The organism is Microbacterium sp. 05T445 (assembly GCF_056395865.1).
Genome location: NZ_JBFTKJ010000001.1, coordinates 434819 through 452958, shown reverse-complemented (window position 1 = coordinate 452958; position 18140 = coordinate 434819). Strand labels below are relative to the sequence as shown.

General features: G+C 70.5%; 16 protein-coding genes and 1 tRNA gene. 11 read left to right on the top strand and 6 right to left on the bottom strand.

Features of this window, described 5'->3' with window-relative positions; translation table 11 throughout:
- Window positions 1-11: 11 nt before the first annotated feature.
- Window positions 12-842, bottom strand: coding sequence for a DUF1295 domain-containing protein (locus AC1DDU_RS02115; protein ID WP_477430972.1), 831 nt, complete (start codon window positions 840-842; stop codon window positions 12-14).
- A 124-nt stretch (window positions 843-966) separates the two neighbouring features.
- Between AC1DDU_RS02115 and AC1DDU_RS02110 the strand changes: the two genes are divergently transcribed.
- A complete protein-coding gene (locus AC1DDU_RS02110) occupies window positions 967-1704 on the top strand; it encodes a FadR/GntR family transcriptional regulator (protein ID WP_477430971.1) in 738 nt (245 codons plus the stop codon).
- 17 nt (window positions 1705-1721) lie between these two features.
- Window positions 1722-3101: an alpha-hydroxy acid oxidase gene (locus AC1DDU_RS02105; protein ID WP_477430970.1), complete on the top strand. Its 1380-nt coding sequence runs from the start codon at window positions 1722-1724 to the stop codon at window positions 3099-3101.
- Between the two features lie 66 nt (window positions 3102-3167).
- Here the strand turns inward: AC1DDU_RS02105 and AC1DDU_RS02100 are convergent, their stop codons facing one another.
- The 4 genes from AC1DDU_RS02100 to AC1DDU_RS02085 form a co-directional block, all read right to left on the bottom strand.
- The gene (locus AC1DDU_RS02100) at window positions 3168-3959 is read right to left on the bottom strand and encodes an HAD-IIB family hydrolase (RefSeq protein WP_477430969.1); all 792 of its coding nucleotides are present in this window, start codon (window positions 3957-3959) and stop codon (window positions 3168-3170) included.
- A gap of 34 nt (window positions 3960-3993) precedes the next feature.
- Window positions 3994-4070 (bottom strand) — tRNA-Pro (locus tag AC1DDU_RS02095).
- A 451-nt stretch (window positions 4071-4521) separates the two neighbouring features.
- Window positions 4522-5457 carry a metallophosphoesterase gene (locus AC1DDU_RS02090; protein ID WP_477430968.1) on the bottom strand — a complete coding sequence of 312 codons (936 nt, stop codon included), beginning with the start codon at window positions 5455-5457 and terminating at the stop codon, window positions 4522-4524.
- Window positions 5457-8261 carry a transglycosylase domain-containing protein gene (locus AC1DDU_RS02085; protein WP_477430967.1) on the bottom strand — a complete coding sequence of 935 codons (2805 nt, stop codon included), beginning with the start codon at window positions 8259-8261 and terminating at the stop codon, window positions 5457-5459. Before AC1DDU_RS02085 ends, AC1DDU_RS02090 begins: the two co-directional genes overlap by 1 nt.
- Before the next feature lie 108 nt (window positions 8262-8369).
- Between AC1DDU_RS02085 and AC1DDU_RS02080 the strand changes: the two genes are divergently transcribed.
- Together AC1DDU_RS02080 and AC1DDU_RS02075 are read left to right on the top strand one after the other, a co-directional pair.
- The gene (locus AC1DDU_RS02080; RefSeq protein ID WP_477430966.1) at window positions 8370-8585 is read left to right on the top strand and encodes a DUF4177 domain-containing protein; all 216 of its coding nucleotides are present in this window, start codon (window positions 8370-8372) and stop codon (window positions 8583-8585) included.
- A gap of 2 nt (window positions 8586-8587) precedes the next feature.
- Window positions 8588-9055 (top strand): RidA family protein, encoded by a 468-nt coding sequence (locus AC1DDU_RS02075; RefSeq protein WP_477430965.1) that lies wholly within the window; start codon window positions 8588-8590, stop codon window positions 9053-9055.
- A gap of 61 nt (window positions 9056-9116) precedes the next feature.
- Here AC1DDU_RS02075 and acs read toward each other — a convergent pair whose 3' ends face one another.
- Window positions 9117-11111 (bottom strand): acetate--CoA ligase, encoded by a 1995-nt coding sequence (acs, locus tag AC1DDU_RS02070; protein WP_477430964.1) that lies wholly within the window; start codon window positions 11109-11111, stop codon window positions 9117-9119.
- A 642-nt stretch (window positions 11112-11753) separates the two neighbouring features.
- Here acs and AC1DDU_RS02065 point away from each other — a divergent pair.
- The 7 genes from AC1DDU_RS02065 (at window position 11754) to tmk (ending at window position 18131) form a co-directional block, all read left to right on the top strand.
- Window positions 11754-12719 (top strand): TadA family conjugal transfer-associated ATPase, encoded by a 966-nt coding sequence (locus AC1DDU_RS02065; RefSeq protein WP_477430963.1) that lies wholly within the window; start codon window positions 11754-11756, stop codon window positions 12717-12719.
- Entirely contained in the window at window positions 12704-13648 is a 945-nt protein-coding gene (locus AC1DDU_RS02060; RefSeq protein WP_477430962.1) for a type II secretion system F family protein, read from the top strand. Before AC1DDU_RS02065 ends, AC1DDU_RS02060 begins: the two co-directional genes overlap by 16 nt.
- Window positions 13649-13730: 82 nt before the next feature.
- Window positions 13731-13958 (top strand): DUF4244 domain-containing protein, encoded by a 228-nt coding sequence (locus AC1DDU_RS02055; protein ID WP_477430961.1) that lies wholly within the window; start codon window positions 13731-13733, stop codon window positions 13956-13958.
- Complete coding sequence (locus AC1DDU_RS02050) at window positions 13958-14290, top strand: TadE family type IV pilus minor pilin (protein WP_477430960.1); 333 nt, start codon at window positions 13958-13960, stop codon at window positions 14288-14290. Before AC1DDU_RS02055 ends, AC1DDU_RS02050 begins: the two co-directional genes overlap by 1 nt.
- A 100-nt stretch (window positions 14291-14390) precedes the next feature.
- On the top strand, window positions 14391-14708 hold the full coding sequence (locus AC1DDU_RS02045; protein ID WP_477430959.1) for an Rv3654c family TadE-like protein: 318 nt from the start codon (window positions 14391-14393) through the stop codon (window positions 14706-14708).
- A 67-nt stretch (window positions 14709-14775) separates the two neighbouring features.
- Window positions 14776-17493 (top strand): type I DNA topoisomerase, encoded by a 2718-nt coding sequence (gene topA, locus AC1DDU_RS02040; RefSeq protein ID WP_477430958.1) that lies wholly within the window; start codon window positions 14776-14778, stop codon window positions 17491-17493.
- Window positions 17490-18131 (top strand): dTMP kinase, encoded by a 642-nt coding sequence (gene tmk / locus AC1DDU_RS02035; RefSeq protein WP_477430957.1) that lies wholly within the window; start codon window positions 17490-17492, stop codon window positions 18129-18131. Before topA ends, tmk begins: the two co-directional genes overlap by 4 nt.
- Window positions 18132-18140: the final 9 nt, after the last annotated feature.

Here is an 18140-nt window from a genome sequence, read left to right as displayed (position 1 = left end):
GGAGCCCCCGCTCACGCCGTCTCGGGGGTCCGCCGCCGGCGACGGGGGAGCGGGATGAGCATCGATGTCGTGCGCTGGTACTCGCGGTAGGCGGGGTACTTGGCCGCCGAGATCGACTCGGTGAACACCGTCGACCCGATGAACAGCACGCTCAGCAGCGCCGCACCGGCGATCGTCCAGTTCAGCCAGCTGCCGCCGTCGGCGACGAGCGCGACGGCGCCCAGCGCGTAGAACGCCCACCACTGCGCCTGCTCGAAGAAGAAGTTCGGGTGCCTGCTGTAGGCGAACAGTCCCGTCGTGAGGAACCCGGGTTCCACCGTGCCGCCCGCCACTTTCTTCGCCTGGTGGAACCGCCACTGCTGCTGGTCGGCGACGGTCTCGCCCACGAGGAACGCGGCGACGAGCAGAGCGAAGGCGGCATCCCATCCGGTGAAGGGCTGCGGATGCTGCCACGCGATGTACGCCGGAAGCGTGATCAGCACGAGCAGTGCGCTCTGGAACAGCACGATGAACAGCAGGTTGAACACCTGGAACTGCCACCGGGTCATCCGCCCGCGCAGGATCGCCCAGCGGTAGTCCTCCATCCCGGTGTATCCGCCCTTGCGGGCGAAGTTGAACGTGAGGCGCGCTCCCCAGGCGGTCACCAGCACGGCCATCACCACCGGGCGCGTCGCGTCGGCACCCGAGGTGAGCCCCGCGACGGCGAAGATCCAGACGTAGACCACCGGGACGACCGACCACAGCCGATCGATCCACGACGTCTCGTTCGTCACGAGCGACGTGATCCAGCAGAACGCCGCCGCCGCGCCGGCGACGATGAGCACGAGGAGGAGGGGGTCCATGGCGTCACACTAGCGCTATCCGCGCGGGTGCTGGGTTGTCTGTGGTCCGACCACACGTTATCGTGGTCTGACCACACGCCCTTCAGTGAGGAGGGCGACGGATGCGACGAAGGCGAGGCGATCCGTGGCAGGTACTCCGACACCGCCCTCAGCGGTCGCGCCGGCGCGCGCCTGGCGCGTCGTGCTCGAGCGCATCGAGACCGACCTGCTCGACGGCACCCTCCAGCCGGGCGACCGGCTCCCGCCCGAGCGCGAGCTCGCGACCACCCTCGGCGTCGGCCGGTCGAGCGTGCGCGAGGCGCTGCGCGTGCTCGAAGTGATGGGGCTGATCCGCACCGCCACCGGGTCGGGTCCGACTTCGGGCGCCATCATCATCGCCACCCCCCAGGGCGGCATGTCGGCGCTGCTGCGGCTGCAGGTCGCCGCGCAGGGCTTCCCGTTGGACGACGTCGTCGCCACGCGCCTCGTCCTCGAGGCGGCCGTCGTCGATGCCCTCGCCGCCGACCCCGCACGATCCACTGCGGCCGCGCACGCGCTCGTGGACGCGATGGATGCCCACGACCTCACCCCGCCCGAGTTCCTCGCGCTCGACGCGCAACTGCACCTGGCGCTCGCCGAGGCGTCGGGCAACGTCGTCATCGCAGCGATGATGGCGGGCCTGCGCACCTCGATCGAGTCGTACGTGCAGGCGGGCGCCGCGCGCATCACCGAATGGGATGCCGCCGCTGCGCGCCTGCGCCGAGAGCACCGCGCGATCCTCGACGCCGTGGACGCGGGCGACGGCGCGCGCGCCCGGCAGCTCGTCCACGACCACATCACCGGCTACTACGCCCAGGCGGGTCTCGCCCGCCCCCAGATCTGATCCCCGGAAAGGCACCCATGGTCACCCGCCAGTTCCCCCGCCCCGCCGAGCTGCTCGAGCTCATGCAGTTCCGCAAGCCCGAGCTCGATGGCAGGAAGCGACGGCTCGAGGCCGCGCTCACCATCTACGACCTGCGCGACATCGCCAAGCGGCGCACTCCGAAGGCCGCGTTCGACTACACCGACGGCGCCGCCGAGGGCGAGCTCTCGCTCGCCCGCGCCCGCCAGGCGTTCGAGGACGTCGAGTTCCACCCCGACATCCTGCGTCCCGCCGAGAACGTCGACATGTCCACCGAGATCCTCGGGGGCCCGTCGGCGATGCCCTTCGGCATCGCGCCGACCGGCTTCACGCGCTTGATGCAGACCGAGGGCGAGGTGGCCGGCGCCGGCGCGGCCGGGGCCGCCGGCATCCCGTTCACGCTCTCGACGCTCGGCACGACCTCGATCGAGGGTGTCAAGGCGGCGAACCCCCACGGGCGCAACTGGTTCCAGCTGTACGTTATGCGCGATCGCGAGATCTCGTACGGGCTCGCCCGTCGGGCGGCCGAGGCGGGCTTCGACACCCTGCAGTTCACGGTCGACACCCCGGTCGCGGGTGCCCGCCTGCGCGACAAGCGCAACGGCTTCTCGATCCCGCCGCAGCTGACGCTCGGCACGATCATCAACGCGATCCCGCGGCCGTGGTGGTGGTACGACTTCCTGACCACGCCGAAGCTCGAGTTCGCGTCGCTGTCGACCACCGGGGGCACGGTCGGCGAGCTGTTGAACGCCGCGATGGACCCGACGATCAGCTACGACGACCTGGCGATCATCCGTGAGATCTGGCCGGGCAAGATCGTGGTCAAGGGCGTGCAGAACGTCGCCGACTCGAAGCGGCTCATCGACGCCGGCGTCGACGGCATCATCCTGTCGAACCACGGCGGCCGTCAGCTCGACCGTGCGCCGATCCCGTTCCGCCTCCTGCCGGAGGTCGTACGCGAGGTCGGCAGGGACGCGACAGTGATGGTGGACACCGGGATCATGAACGGCGCCGACATCGTCGCCTCGGTCGCCCTCGGCGCGAAGTTCACGCTCATCGGCCGCGCGTACCTCTACGGACTGATGGCAGGTGGGCGCCAGGGCGTCGATCGCACCATCGCGATCCTGCGCAGCGAGATCGAGCGCACCATGAAGCTCCTGGGCGTCTCGTCGCTCGCCGAGCTCGAGCCGCGCCACGTCACGCAGCTCCAGCGCCTGGTGCCGGTCGCCGTGCCCGCTGCGGCTGTGGAGGCCGCGCGCCCGCGGGCGGCCCGTGCGACGACGGCCAGCGCCGCCAAGGCGGGGGCCGCGGCTCGCACCGCGAAGGCTCCGGCGAAGGCTCCTGCTGCGAAGGCGAACGGCTCGCGCGCGAAGGCCTGATCGCTTCCTGCACGACGAAGAATGCCGGGTCCCTCATGGGGCCCGGCATTCTTCGTAGCTCGCGCGTCAGACGCGCACAGGAAGCGTGGGGATCAGCTGCTCGAGGTAGGTGATTGTGTCCTGCCAGCCCTCGACCGCGTGGCACCGCACGCCCATCGCGAGGACCGGGTAGTCGTTGCCGTCGGGGTCGAGCCGGTCGCCGACGAACAGCATGTCGTCGAGTGGGATGCCGGTCTGCTCGGCGAGCTGCCGCATGCCGTATGCCTTGTCGATCCCGCGCTCGGTGATGTCGACCGACGTGGAACCGCCGGAGCGCACCTCGAGGTCGGGCAGCAGCGCGGCCACCGCGGCGCGCAGCGTGTTCTTCTTGTCGCCGGTCGGGTCCCACGCGGACTTCGCCGCGACCGGCGCCTGCTGGCCGAGAGCGGAGAACGTGATCTGCGACCCGCGGTCCTCGAGGATCTCGCCCCAGGTGTCGGTCTCCCAGAGTCCCAGGCGGCGGGCCTCGTCCTCGACGGCCGCCAGGGCGCGCGACTTCTGGTCGTCGGTCAGCGTGCGCTTGTAGACGGTGACGACGTCGTCCCCGGACAGGCGGTAGTACTGCGTGCCGCAGGTGGGGAGCAGGTGCATGCGGGCGCGGACGCCGACAGAGGCATCCGGGAGGCGATCCACCACCTGCGTCGTGAACTGGGCGAGCTGCCCGCCCGAGATGATGGCGACCTCGACCCGCTCGGCGAGGGCGATCAGCAGTTCGCCCATGCGCGGCTCGATCCGGCTCTTGGACGGTGCGAGCGTGTCGTCGAGGTCGAACGCCACCAGCCGGGGAGCGTTGTCGGTCATCGTGCGCGGTCCCTTCATGCGAGAGGCTCCGCCTTCCGGCGGAGCCTCTCTGTGGTCGGGGTGACAGGATTTGAACCTGCGGCCTCTTCGTCCCGAACGAAGCGCGCTACCAAGCTGCGCCACACCCCGTTTCGCAACCCCATGAGTCTACCTGATTCCCAGAGGTGCTCCGTACCGCGGTACCCGGTTCGCCGTCGGAGAGGGCTGCAGGATCGGCGGGCGCGGTCCCCGGCATCGGTTCTCCGCGCACCGAGATGCCGCCATGCCGGCCGCGGATCGAGATCGGTATCCGCGTGTCGGATCCCGGCGAGCGGTCGTCGGACTCCTGCGCTGCGGGCGAGGTGAGGTTGATCCCGGCGATCACGATGCCGACCGCGATCAGCAAGAGCTGGGCGGAGGGCGGCAGTCGCCGCTCACCGAGAACCCGGACCAGAAGCGACGGGCGTCGCGGAGCGGGAGCGAACAGCGGTGGTTCCGGTCTCTGCATGACTCGACGATGCGGCACGGCCGGCATCTGCGAGACCTCGTCGCCGTGTTCTGGGGATCCGTCGCGGGGCCCCGTGCTGGGGAGGAGCCGGGTCTACGCGATCGGGGTCAGCGTCAGCAGGGACGCCTCGGGGCGGCAGGCGAACCGCACCGGCGCGTAGATCGAGTGGCCGAGACCCGCGCTGACGTTCAGGGGGACCGTGCGTCCGCCATGCGTCCACGTGCTGAGACCGCGCGCCTGCTTCAGCGGGATGTCGCAGTTGGCCACGAGTGCACCGAACCCGGGAACACGCACCTGGCCGCCGTGGGTGTGGCCGCCGAAGATCGCGTCGGCGCCGAGGTCGATGAACTCGTCGAGCACGCGTCGATACGGGGCGTGGGTGACCCCGATCGCCAGGTCGGCCGGGGAGCTGTCCGCGCGCTGAGCGGAAAGCAGGCCGGGGAGCACCTCGAGCCGGTCCCAGTCGCGGTGCGCGTCGCTCACGCCGAACGCCTCGATGCGCAGGCCACCGGCATCCAGCGTTCCGGCCGCGTTGTTGAGATCGAGCCAGCCGAGCTCATCGGCGAGGTAGCCGTCGAGCGCCTGCGTGTCGAGGGGCTCGGCGCGGTGCTTCACCTTCGACGGCCCCGTGAAGTACCGGAACGGGTTGCGCGGGGAAGGAGCGGCATGGTCGTTGGACCCGTGGACGAAGACGCCAGGGACGCCGCGCAGCGGGTCGAAGGCCGTGCGCAGACCCCGCAGGCCCTCGGCGTGACCCATGTTGTCGCCGGTGTTCACGACGAGGTCGGGCTGCAGGTCGGCGAGAGCGGCGATCCACTGCTGCTTGCGATGCTGCCACGGGGCCATGTGCGCATCCGAGAGGTGCAGCACGCGGATGGGCGCGGAGCCCGCCGGGAGCAGCGGCACCTCATGGAAGCGGACCGTGAAGAGGTACCGTTCGATGCCGACGCCCCAGACCGCGGCGGCAGCGCCGACCGCCCCCACCGTGCCGAGCACGGTGAGGGCGGTGCGCGTTGCTGTGGAAGGCACTAGCCGTTGCCGCCGCCACCGCCGCCGTTGCCGCGGCCACCCCCGCCGCAGACCGCGGCCGCGTAGTCGACGGTGATCGTCGCATTGCGGTTCACGATGCCGCCGGCTGCCGGATTGGTCGCGGTCGTGCGCGTCTGGGCGCCGAGGCTCGCGTCGACAGTGCAGGCGCCTTCGGTGACGTTGCCGAAGCCGGCGCTGCGCAGCGCCTTCTTCGCGTCGTCGAGTGTGCGGCCCGAGACGTCCGGAACCGCGATGCCCTGCCCGTTGCTGGGATTGATCGTGACGGTCGTACCGCCCGCGACCTTGCCCGCGCCGGGGTTCTGCGCACCGACCACGCCCGCGGGCTGGTCCGAGTCGACCTCGGGGCCCACCTCGACGGCGAAGCCGGCATCGGTCAGCGTCTGAGTGGCCTGGTCGATCGACTGGCCGACGACGTTCGGCAGATCGACGAGCTGGACCTTGGTGAGCTCGTTGTCCGGGTCGGGGAAGGCGCCGCCAGGGTAGACCTGATCGACCGTGCGCTGGATCGTCTTGGAGATGGCGAAGCGGATGTTGTTGAGGCCCGCCTTGAAGACATCGCCGCTGCCGTCGGCGTTGCCGGCCCAGGTCGCCGTCGTGACACGTGTGTTCGACTGCACCATCCAGGTCTGCTTCGCTTCATGCGTACCGGTCTTGCCGATGGTCACCGTGCCGTCACCAGGGTTCGCCGGGCCGCCGCTGCCGCCCTGGAGCACACCCTTCAGCGCGTACGCGGCGGTCGCGGCGACGTTCGGCGCGATGACCTGCGAACACGTGCGCTGCGGCTTGGCGATCTCGTTGCCTTCGGAGTCGGTGACCCGGTCGATCGCCTGCGGCTGGCAGTAGATCCCGTTGTTCGCCACGGTCGCGTACGCACCGGCCATGGCCATCGGCGAGATCGAGTTCGAGCCGATGATCGACCCGAGGCCGTCCATCTTCACTTCATCGCCGTTGGCCAGGGTGACGCCCATCCGGGTCGCGACGTTCTTGATGTCGCAGAGGTCGAGCTTCTCAGCCATCGCGAAGAAGCCCGTGTTGAGCGAGTCCTTGGTGAACCGCATCGGGGTCCCCATGTAGCCCTTGTTGTTCGCGAAGTTCTTGATGAGCACGTTGCCCTGATTCACCCAGTCGCCGTTGCACGAGTCCTTGAGTCTCTTGAACACGTGCAGCGTGCCGTTCAACGATTCGTTGACAGAGTGGCCCTTCTCGAGCCAGTCGATGAGGGTGAAGAGCTTGAACGTCGAGCCCGCTTCGAATCCACCTGACGTTCCGAACGTCTTGTCACCCGCGAACACGAGGGACGAGTACGTCCAGTCGTTCGACACCGCTGCGTCCTCACTGAACTGGGTGTTCTGCGTGATCGACAGGATGCGACCTGTGCTCGCCTCGAGGCTCACCGTGGCCGCGCCGAACCGGCCGCCGTTCGGGTTCTCCTTCGTGGCGGGCAGCGTCGGGTTCGCGGGGGCGTTCTTCGCCATGGTCTCCTGGGCGGTCGCCTGGATGCGGGGGTCGAGGGTCGTGTAGACGTTCAGACCGCCGCGCTGCAGGAGGGCCCGACGGGCTTCGTCGGTCTCGCCGAACGCCGGGTCGTGCAGGATGACGTCCTTGACGTACTGGCAGAAGTACTCCTTGCCGGTCGCCGCCTTGCACCCCGTCGTGGGATTGGTGATCGCCGGAGTGATCGGCCACACCGCCGCCTCGACGTACTGCTCGCGGGTGATCTTGCCGTCGTCCAGCATGCGGCTGAGCACGTACAGCTGGCGCACCTTCGTCGAGGTGTAGCCGTCGGCGGCGGCGAACTTCTGCTCCTCGGTGATCTCGCCGGACTTCACGAGATTGTCGAGTGCGACGAGGTTCGCACCTTCGTCGATCACGCCGTCGGGCGCCTTGTTGAAGCTCGTCTTGCCGTCGGAGCTCCAGATGGAGCCCTCCGGCTTGTCGATGCGGAAGTTGTTCGGGTTCTGCACCATGCCCGCAAGCGTCGCCGCCTGCGCGACCGTCAGGTTCGCTGCCGTGGTGCTGAAGTACTGGCGCGCTGCGGACTCGATGCCGTAGGTGATCCCGCCGAAGTTGGCGATGTTCATGTACCCGAGCAGGATGTCGTTCTTGGAGTACTTCTGCTCGAGTGCGATGGCGTACCGCATCTCCTGGAGCTTGCGTGTGTAGCCTTCGGTGCCGTCGGCGGTCGTGGCGTCCGTCCAGCACTTCCGGAGCGCAGCCTCGCGGCTGATCTCCAGCACCGGCTTGCCGTCGTCGCCCAGCACCTTCTGTCCGGCGTCGTCCGTCTTGTAGACGTCCTGTGCGTCCTGCTCGCACTTCTGGATCAGCACGTTCTTCACGTACTGCTGGCTGATCGATGACGCACCCTGGGTCGACGAGCCGCCCTTGGCGTTCGACAGAAGGGCTCGCGCGGTTCCGATCAGGTCGATGCCGCCGTGCTGGTAGTAGCGCGGGTCTTCGCTCGAGAGCAGCGCGTCGTACATGACGGGGTTGATCTGGTCGAACTCGACAGGCGTACGGTCCTGTTCCAGGAACTTCGTGATCAGCTCGGGCTGACCCGTGTCGGGGTTCGTGAAGTAGAAGTTGCTGGGAAGCATGAGCTTGTCGATCTCGAGCGTGCTCGGCAGGTTGTCGAACAGCGTGATCGCGCGCTCCGCCGCGGTGCTCGTGAGCGCGACCGCGGGGGTGACGGTCGCCGCAATGAGGACACCGGCTGCGGCACTGAGGCCGACGAGCCCGGCGAGTCCGCCGAGCACACCGGTGGCCGTGCGTTTGGTATCAGGCATAGGCTTGATCGTAGGGGAACTACCTGGGCGAAACCCCGACGCACCCGCGCTCGCGAGGCTGATTCCCAGCCGCGTCAGCCCTCTCCACCGCAGACTCGAGGAGCCGCGATGACGACGTGGGAGTATCTCACCACGCCCCTTCTGATCCACAACACCGCCGCGATCCTCAACAACTGGGGCAAGCAGGGCTGGGAGCTCGTGCAGGTGGTTCCCGGCCCCGAGGGCGGTCTCGTCGCCTACTTCAAGCGCCCGTCCGGCGGGGGCGAGCAGAACGCGGGACTGGATGCCGCCGCCCAGGCCGCCAAGCAGTTCGAGGAGGCGTGACCATGAGCGTGAGCGACCGTCTCGCCGAACTCGGCATCGATCTGCCCGACGTCGTGCCTCCCGTGGCCGCCTATGTGCCGGCGAAGGCGCACGGCGACCTCGTCTACACGGCCGGCCAGCTGCCGATGGTCTCCGGCGCGCTGCCGGCGACCGGCAAGGTCGGTGAGGGCCACGGGCTCGTGCCTGCGGCCGACGCCAAGGGGTACGCACGCCAGAGCGCGCTGAACGCGATCGCGGCCGCCGCCGCGGCGGTGGGCGGCGTCGACCGCCTGACCGGTGTCGTGAAGGTCACCGGGTTCGTGGCATCCGTCCCCGAGTTCACCGGGCAGCCCGGCGTCATCAACGGCGCGAGCGAGGTGCTCGGCGAGGTCTTCGGCGACGCCGGCAGGCACGCGCGCTCGGCCGTCGGGGTGCCGGTCCTCCCGCTCGACGCCCCCGTCGAGGTCGAGGTCGTCTTCTCCTACGCCTGACCCGCGAACGACAGAGCGGATGCCGCAGCCCGGGGCTGCGGCATCCGCTCTTCTCGTTGCGCTACTTGACCTGTGCCGAGATCACCGACATGACGGCGGTGTCGGCGAGCGTCGTGGTGTCGCCGACCTCGCGGCCCTCGGCGACGTCGCGCAGCAGGCGCCGCATGATCTTGCCGGAGCGGGTCTTGGGCAGCTCGCCCACGATGTAGATGTCGCGGGGGCGCGCGATCGGGCCGATCTGCTCGCCCACCCACTGGCGAAGCATCGGTCCGAACCCGTCGACCGGGTTCTCGTCGAGATGCGACTGCTTGATGATGACGAATGCGACGACGGCCTGACCTGTCGTCTCGTCCGACGCGCCGACGACGGCCGCCTCGGCGACCGCCTCGTTGCCGACCAGCGCCGACTCGATCTCGGTGGTCGACAGGCGGTGGCCCGACACGTTCATCACGTCGTCGACCCGACCGAGCAGCCACACGTCTCCGTCGTCGTCCAGGCGCGCGCCGTCGCCCGCGAAGTAGTAGCCCTGCTTCTGGAACTTCTCCCAGTACGTCTCGACGAAGCGCTCCGGGTCGCCCCAGATGCCGCGCAGCATCGACGGCCACGGCTCGGTGATGACCAGGAGCCCGCCGTTGCCGTTGCCGACGTGCGTGCCGTCCTCGTCGACGACGTCGATCGAGACGCCGGGCAGCGGCACCTGCGCCGAGCCGGGCTTGGTCTCGGTGACGCCGGGAAGCGCCGAGATCATGATCGACCCGGTCTCGGTCTGCCACCACGTGTCGACGATCGGCGCGGTCTTGCCGCCGATGATCTTGCGGTACCACATCCACGCCTCGGGGTTGATGGGCTCGCCCACCGAGCCGAGCAGGCGCAGCGACGACAGGTCGAACTGCTTCGGGATCGCCCGGCCGAGCTTCATGAACGAGCGGATGGCGGTCGGCGCGGTGTAGAGCACCGTGACCCCGTACTTCTGCACGATCTCCCACCAGCGACCCGGATGCGGGGCATCCGGCGTCCCCTCGTAGAGCACCTGCGTCGCGCCGTTGGCGAGCGGGCCGTACGTCACGTAGGAGTGGCCCGTCACCCAGCCGATGTCGGCGGTGCACCAGTAGACGTCGGTCTCGGGGTGGATGTCGTGCACGACCCTGTTCGTGAACGCCGACTGCGTGAGGTAGCCGCCGGAGGTGTGGAGGATGCCCTTCGGCTTCCCGGTGGTGCCGGACGTGTAGAGGATGAACAGCGGGTTCTCGGCGGGGAAGGCCTTCGCCTCGTGCTCGCCGGACGCCGCGGGGACGACGTCGTGCCACCAGAGGTCGCGGCCGTCGGTCCAGTCGACCTCGTTCTCGCCGCGCTTGACGACGAGCACGTGCTCCACCGTCTCCTGCACGCCGGTGCCGCGGTCGCCGAGGGCCAGGTCGACGGCGGGCTTGAGCGGCGAGACCTTGCCCTTGCGGTAGCCGCCGTCGGCGGTGATGACGAGCTTCGCACCGGCGTCGTCGATGCGGGCGCGGAGGCTGTCGGCCGAGAAGCCGCCGAAGACGACGGAGTGGATGGCGCCGATGCGCGCGACGGCGAGCATGGAGGCGACGGCCTCCGGGATCATCGGCAGGTAGATCGCGACGCGGTCGCCCTGGCCGATGCCGAGTCCCTCGAGCACGTTCGCGAGGCGCTTGACCTCGGCGGTGAGCTCGGCGTAGGTGACGCGGCGCTCGTCGCCGGGCTCGCCCTCCCACAGCAGGGCGACGCGGTCGCCGTCACCCGCTTCGACGTGGCGGTCGAGGCAGTTGTAGGCGACGTTGAGCTCTCCGTCGGCGAACCACTGCGCGAACGGCGGGTTCGACCAGTCGAGCACCTCGGTGAAGGGCTTGTGCCAGTGCAGGTCACGGGCCTGGGCGGCCCAGAAGCCGAGGCGGTCGGCTTTCGCCTGCTCGTAGAGCTCGGCGGTCGCGACGGCGGACGCGGCGAACTCGGGGGTCGGCGCGAAGCGACGATCCTCCGTGAGCAGGTGGTCGATCTGGCTGCTGCCGGGGTGCGTGATCGGGGTCTGATCGCTCATGGGAGCGCGCTCCTTTGCGGGCTGGATTCAGGCCGGTGGGAGGCCGGCGAGTCTGCCACGAAACGTACCCGGAAGGGCTCGAACCGACTACCCCCGATAGTAGGTGGCCGCGTGAATGTTGGACTCGACCGATATATCAGTGAGAAACCTCTCCTTTTCGTTTTGTCAGGACCCTTACCTCGCATATGCTGACCGTTGGCCGAACATCGATTCTGGCATTGCGGCGCCCGACGTCACCCCCCGAATTCGGGCCCGCGCTTGGCGGCATCCCATTCCCCCCATGGGATGCCGCCTTCATTTGTGGGGAGCGTTCGCGCGTGCGGAGCTCCTCCACACCGGCCGACTGACGCCATCCCTCCACTGTTCGCCCGGTCCCGCCCGTCCGCCCGGGGATGGCGCTCCTAGCGTCGGGGCATGCCCGCGTCGTTCGTCGTCCATCCCCGCTCCGCCGTCGGCGTGCCTTCCGCGGGACGAAGGGATGCCGCCGCCGTCCGCGCGTTCGCGATCCCGCCGCGCGAGCCTGCCGGGACGCCGGCGCGGTCCGGCCCCTGGGTACCGGGCCGCCCGGACCGAGAGGCGCGCGACAGGGACGAGCCGTTCGAACGTGTGGCGAGGGGCCCGGTGCACCGACCTGCGAGCGCCGTGAGAGCGGGTGAGGCCCCGGCGGCGCGGCATCCGCTGCTCGCTCCGCTTGCGCCGTACCTCGACGACCCGGGGGTCACCGACCTGTTCGTGAACGGCGCGGCGGGGCTGTACGTCGATCGCGGAGCCGGTGCGGTCGCCGCTCTCGAGTGGCGGGCCACAGAAGAAGAGGTACGCGATCTGGCGGTCGCGCTCATCGGCCTGGGCGGTCGGCACATCGACGATGCGACCCCGTGCGTCGACGTGCGCCTGGACGGCGGCATCCGGGTGCACGCGGTGCTGCCGCCGATCGCTCCCGAGGGCACGGCCATCTCGATCCGCGTGCCCCGGACGTCGGACGCGACGCTCGACGACCTCCACCGCACCGGGATGTTCAGCGCCGCGATGCGACGCCGTCTGGGGGAGGCGATCGCCGATCGCGCGAACCTGCTGATCTCGGGGGCGGCCGGCGCGGGCAAGACGACGCTGCTGGCCGCGCTCCTCGGAGAGGCGCCCGCGCACGAGCGGATCGTCACGATCGAGGACGTCGCGGAGCTGCGCATCGCCCACCCCCACCACGTCCGGCTCGAAGCGCGGCAGCCGAACATCGAGGGGAGCGGCGGGGTCGGCCTCGCGCGGCTGGTGCGCGAGGCGCTGCGCATGCGGCCCGACCGGCTCGTGGTCGGCGAATGCCGGGGCGACGAGGTGCGCGAGCTGCTGTCGGCGCTGAACACGGGGCACGACGGCGGTGCGGGCACGATCCACGCGAACGGCCTGCACGACGTGCCGGCCCGGATGGAGGCGCTGGGCGCGTTGGCAGGTCTCGACGACCGCGCGCTCGCCCGCCAGGCCGCGAGTGCGATCGGCCTCGTGCTGCACGTCGAGCGCGACGCCCGCGGATCCCGCAGCGTCGCCGCCGTCGGTCGTCCCGTGGTGGATGCCGCCGGGCGGCTCGGCATCGAGGAGATGCGATGGGACGCGGGGTGAGGGCCGAGGCCGTCGCCGCGACAGCGGCGGACGCCTCGGCGACCGTGCTGCAGCTGGCCGTGCTGCTGCAGGCCGGAGTCTCGCCCGCGCGGGCCTGGGAGCATCTCGCCCGCACCGGTGATGCGGCCGCGGTGCAGGTCGTCGCGTCGGTCGAGCGGGGGATGCCGTTGCCCGACGCCGTCGCGACGGCGGGATCGGACGCGTGGCGCGAGGTGGCGACGGCGTACCGGGTGGCCTCGGTCGTCGGCGCCCCGCTCGCCGACTGCCTGCGCACGCTGGCCGTCGCGCTGCGCGACGCGCACGAGGCCGTCGACGATGTGCGGGTCGCGCTCGCCGAGCCTGCGGGGACCGCGCGGCTCATGGGGTGGCTCCCGCTCGTCGCCGTCGGCCTCGGTGCGGCGCTGGGGTTCGACACGCTCGGCACGCTCTTCACGAACCCGCTCGGGGTGGGCTGCCTCGTCGGCGGCGTCGCTCTCATCGCGGCGGCGCACCGCTGGACGTCGCGCCTCGTGCGCACCGCCGGGGCCGCGCACGGCATCCCGGGCCTGGACGCGGAGCTCATCGCGATCGCGTTGAGCGGCGGCGTCTCGGTCGACCGTGCCCGATCGGTGGTGCAGGAGGCTCAGGCGCTCGCCGCCGGTGCCGGCCCCGCTGCTGCTCCCGCCGGCGGGACGGGCGAGTCACGGCTCGACACGGTCGATGCGGTGCTCTCGCTGTCGCGAGCCGCCGGTGTGCCGGCGGCCGAGCTGCTTCGCGCCTCGGCGGCGCACGCCCGGCATCGGGCGCGCATCGACGGGAGACTGCGCGCCGCGAAGCTCTCGTCGCGACTGCTGATCCCCCTGGGGGTCTGCACGCTGCCGGCGTTCCTCCTGCTCGGCGTCGCACCGATGCTGCTGAGCGTCATGTCGACGATGGCGGTCTCGCTGTGACCGCCGCCCGGGGATCGCGGACCCCTGCGATCCGCCCGGCCACGACCGTGCCCGACCCGCAACCGAATCGAATGGAGAATCCATGTCCTCCCCCTCCGCCTCAGCACGGATCCCGACGCTCACCCGGCGTCGCGCCGAGCGGCTGTTCCTTCCCCGTGGCGGCGACGACACCGGCGCTGCGACGGCCGAGTACGCCATCGCGACGATGGCCGCCGTCGCGTTCGCGGGACTCCTCGTCGTCATCATGCGCAGCGACGAGGTGCGCGGCATCCTCACGGATCTCGTGCGCCGGGCTCTCACGGTCGCCTGATGCGTCCGCGGCTGGGCGACGACCGCGGGTCGGTCGTCGCCGAGTTCGCGGTCGCCCTGCCCGCCGTCGTGCTCGTGCTCGCGATCGGCGTGGGTGCGTTGGCGGGCGCTGCCCGGCAGGTGCGACTGCAGGATGCCGTGGCGGATGCCGCGCGCCTGAGTGCGCGCGGAGAGCCGGCGCAGCGCGTGCAGGACGCCGTCGCGGCGGGCGTGGAGGCTGCGACGGTCGACATCTCGGCGCGCGGAGACCTGGTCTGCGTCTCCGCCTCGGCGCCCGTCGTGCTCGGCCTCCGGGTCTCGGCGACGGGCTGCGCCCTGGCGGGTGGCCTGTGAGCGGGCGGGATCGGGACGCGGAGGACCCGGACGGACCGGGGCGGCGTCCCCGCATCGGCGCCCATGGTGGCGTGCATCCCGCGTGGGGAGGTGCCGGCTGATGCCCGGATCGGTGGCCGTGGTGGGGATCGTGGCGGCGATGACGCTGCTCACGGTCGGACTCGCGACGACGGGAGCCGCCGCCGTGACGGGGCAGCGGCTCGCGGCCGCAGCGGACGGCAGTGCGCTCGCCGCGGCGGACGCCGCATCGGGCGCTGTCACCGGCATCCCGTGCGACCGTGCGGAGGAGGTCGCCGCCGCTTTCGACGCCGTCGTGGAGGCGTGCGACCTCGACGAACTCGTGGCCACGGTCACCGTCTCCACGCGGTTCGGCCTGGTCGAGGCACGCGCGTCCGCGCGGGCCGGCCCGCCGTCTTGATCCGGGCTCACAGCCCCTGCACCGAGAAGTGGCGTGTATGGTTTGCGTCGAAGAAAGGACGCCCCCGTTGGCAGAAGGCAAGAAGCTCGTCATCGTCGAGTCACCGACGAAGATGAAGTCGATCCAGGGGTACCTCGGCGATGGCTACGAGGTGCTCAGCTCGGTCGGGCACATCCGCGATCTGGCGGACAAGCGCGACATCCCGGCCGATAAGAAGCAGGCCTACGGGAAGTACTCGATCGACGTCGACAACGGCTTCGACCCCTATTACGTCGAGAGCGAGCGCGGCAAGAAGACCGTCGCCGAGCTCAAGCGCGCGCTGAAGGGGGCGGACGAACTCCTGCTCGCCACCGATGAGGACCGCGAAGGGGAAGCCATCGCGTGGCACCTGCTGCAGACCCTCAAGCCGAAGGTCCCGGTCAAGCGCATGGTGTTCCACGAGATCACCAAGGACGCGATCCAGGCCGCCGTCGGCAACACGCGTGAACTCGACCTCGCTCTCGTCGACGCGCAGGAGACCCGCCGCATCCTCGACCGCCTGTACGGGTGGGACGTCAGCCCGGTGCTCTGGTACAAGGTGCAGCAGGGCACGTCGGCCGGCCGCGTCCAGTCCGCGGCGACCCGGCTCGTGGTCGACCGCGAACGCGAGCGCATGGCGTTCGTGTCGGCGTCCTACTGGGACATCGAGGCGCTCGCCGCACCGAACCGCCCGCAGGGCATCGACGAGTCGTTCTCCACCCGCCTGGCCCGTGTCGACGGCGCCGTCCTCGCCCGTGGCACCGACTTCGACGACCGCGGTGAGCTGAAGAAGGCCGTTCTGGTCCTCGACGAAGCCCAGGTGCGCGAACTCGCCGCGGCGATCGAGGCCGCGGCGGAGGCATCCGTCACCGCCCTCGAGTCCAAGCCCGGCACCCGCAGCCCCAAGCCCCCGTTCACGACCTCGACCCTCCAGCAGGAGGCCGGTCGCAAGCTCTCGATGAGCGCAAAGCACGCCATGGGCGTCGCCCAGCGTCTCTACGAGAAGGGGTACATCACTTATATGCGCACCGACTCGACCGCGCTGTCGACGCAGGCCGTCCAGGCCGCGCGCGAGCAGGCGGTCGCGCTGTACGGCGCGGCGTCGGTGCCGCTGAACCCGCGTTCGTACCGCAACAACAGCAAGAACGCGCAGGAGGCGCACGAGGCGATCCGCCCGTCGGGCGAGTCGTTCCGCACGCCCTCCGAGGTGTCCGGTCAGCTCGACCGCGACGAACTGCGCCTGTACGACCTCATCTGGAAGCGCACGATGGCCAGCCAGATGTCCGATGCGAAGTACGAGACCACCACCGTGACCCTCGAGGTCTCGGCGGGCGGCCGTCGCGCCGAGTTCACGGCATCCGGAACCGTCTACACGTTCAAGGGCTTCCTGGAGGCCTACGAAGAGGGCCGCGACGAGAAGCGCAGCGACGCCGACAAGTCCGACGACCAGGCCCTGCCCGCCATGGCCGTGGGCGACGTGCTGCGCCTGCGCGACGTCGAGCCCAAGGGGCACGCGACGAGCCCGAAGCCCCGCTACACCGAGGCGAGCCTCGTGAAGGCGCTCGAAGAGAAGGGCATCGGCCGCCCCTCCACGTTCGCGAGCATCATCGACGTCATCCTCAACCGCGGCTACGTCACCAAGCGCGGCCAGGCGCTCATCCCGAGCTGGCTCGCATTCAGCGTGGTGCGCCTGCTCGAGCAGCACTTCGCCGACCTCGTGGACTACGACTTCACCGCGGCCCTCGAAGACGATCTCGACGCCATCGCGCGCGGCGAGCAGAAGCGCCAGGACTGGCTGCAGGAGTTCTACTTCGGCTCCACCGACCACGTGGGCCTGCGCAACATCGTCGACAACCTCGGCGAGATCGACGCCCGCGCCCTCAACTCGACGCCGATCGGCGACGTCGCGACGCTGCGATTCGGCAAGTACGGCCCGTACCTCGAGGTCGCCGACAAGGACGATCCGGATGCCGAGCCCCGACGGGTCAACATCCCCGAAGACCTCGCGCCGGACGAGCTGACCCCCGCCAAGGCGCAGGAGCTCATCGACGCCCCCGTCGCCGGCGACCGCGTGCTGGGGGAGAACCCCGCCAACGGCAAGCTCGTCGTCGTCAAGGACGGACGCTTCGGGCCCTACGTGCAGGAGACCGACCCGCCTGCGGCGGAAGAGGTCGACGAGGCCACCGGCGAGGTCGTCGCGGTCGAGCCCGAGCCCGCGCCCAAGAAGCGCGGCGCCAAGAAGGAGGCGGCGCCCAAGCCCCGCACCGCGTCGCTGTTCAAGTCGATGTCGGTCGACACGATCGACCTCGACACGGCGCTGAAGCTCCTCGACCTGCCGCGCACCGTCGGGATCGACCCGGAGACCGAAGCCGCGATCACGGCGCAGAACGGCCGCTACGGCCCGTACCTGAAGAAGGGCACCGACTCGCGCACGCTGCAGAGCGAGCAGCAGATCTTCGACATCACGCTCGAGGAGGCGCTGGCCGTCTACGCGCAGCCGAAGTACGGCGCCCGCGGCGCGAGCTCCGCGCTCAAGGAGTTCGAGGCCGACCCGACCAGCGGCAAGGCGATCAAGCTCAAGGACGGCCGCTTCGGTCCGTACGTCACCGACGGCGAGACGAACGCGACGATCCCGCGCGGCGAGGACGCGATGGAGGTCACCTTCGAGCGCGCCGTGCAGCTGCTGGCCGACAAGCGTGCGAAGGGACCGGCCAAGCGCCCCGCAGCGCGACGGACCACGACGCGCAAGCCCGCGGCGAAGAAGTGACGGCGGGTACGACACCGGCGCGCGGCCTCTTCGTCACCTTCGAGGGAGGCGACGGCGTCGGCAAGACGACGCAGGCGTCCCTCCTCGAGCAATGGCTGACGGATGCCGGACGCACGGTCGTGCGAACGCGCGAACCCGGCGGCACCGAGGTGGGCGTGCTCATCCGCGACATCGTCCTCCACCACCGCGGCGAGGTCTCGCCGCGCGCCGAGGCGCTGCTGTACGCCGCCGACCGTGCGCACCACATCGAGACCCTCGTGCGTCCGGCCCTCGCGCGGGGCGACGTGGTGATCCAGGACCGCTACATCGACTCGTCCGTCGCGTACCAGGGCGCCGGACGCGTGCTCGGGCAGGACGAGGTGCGCGAGCTGTCGCTGTGGGCCACCGAGGGGCTGCTCCCCGACGTCACCGTGCTGCTCGACCTGGATCCGGCATCCGCCCGCGCCCGACTGGACGCCGACGACAAGCCGTTCGACCGGCTCGAGGCGGAGCAGGAGCAGTTCCACGCCCGCGTCCGCGAGGAGTTCCTCGCGCTCGCCGCCGCCGAGCCGGAACGCTTCCTGGTGCTCGACGCCGCGCAGCCTGCGGCCGAGCTCGCCGCCGCCGTTCGCGAGCGGGTCGCCCCGCTCCTGGCCTGAGTCGTGTTC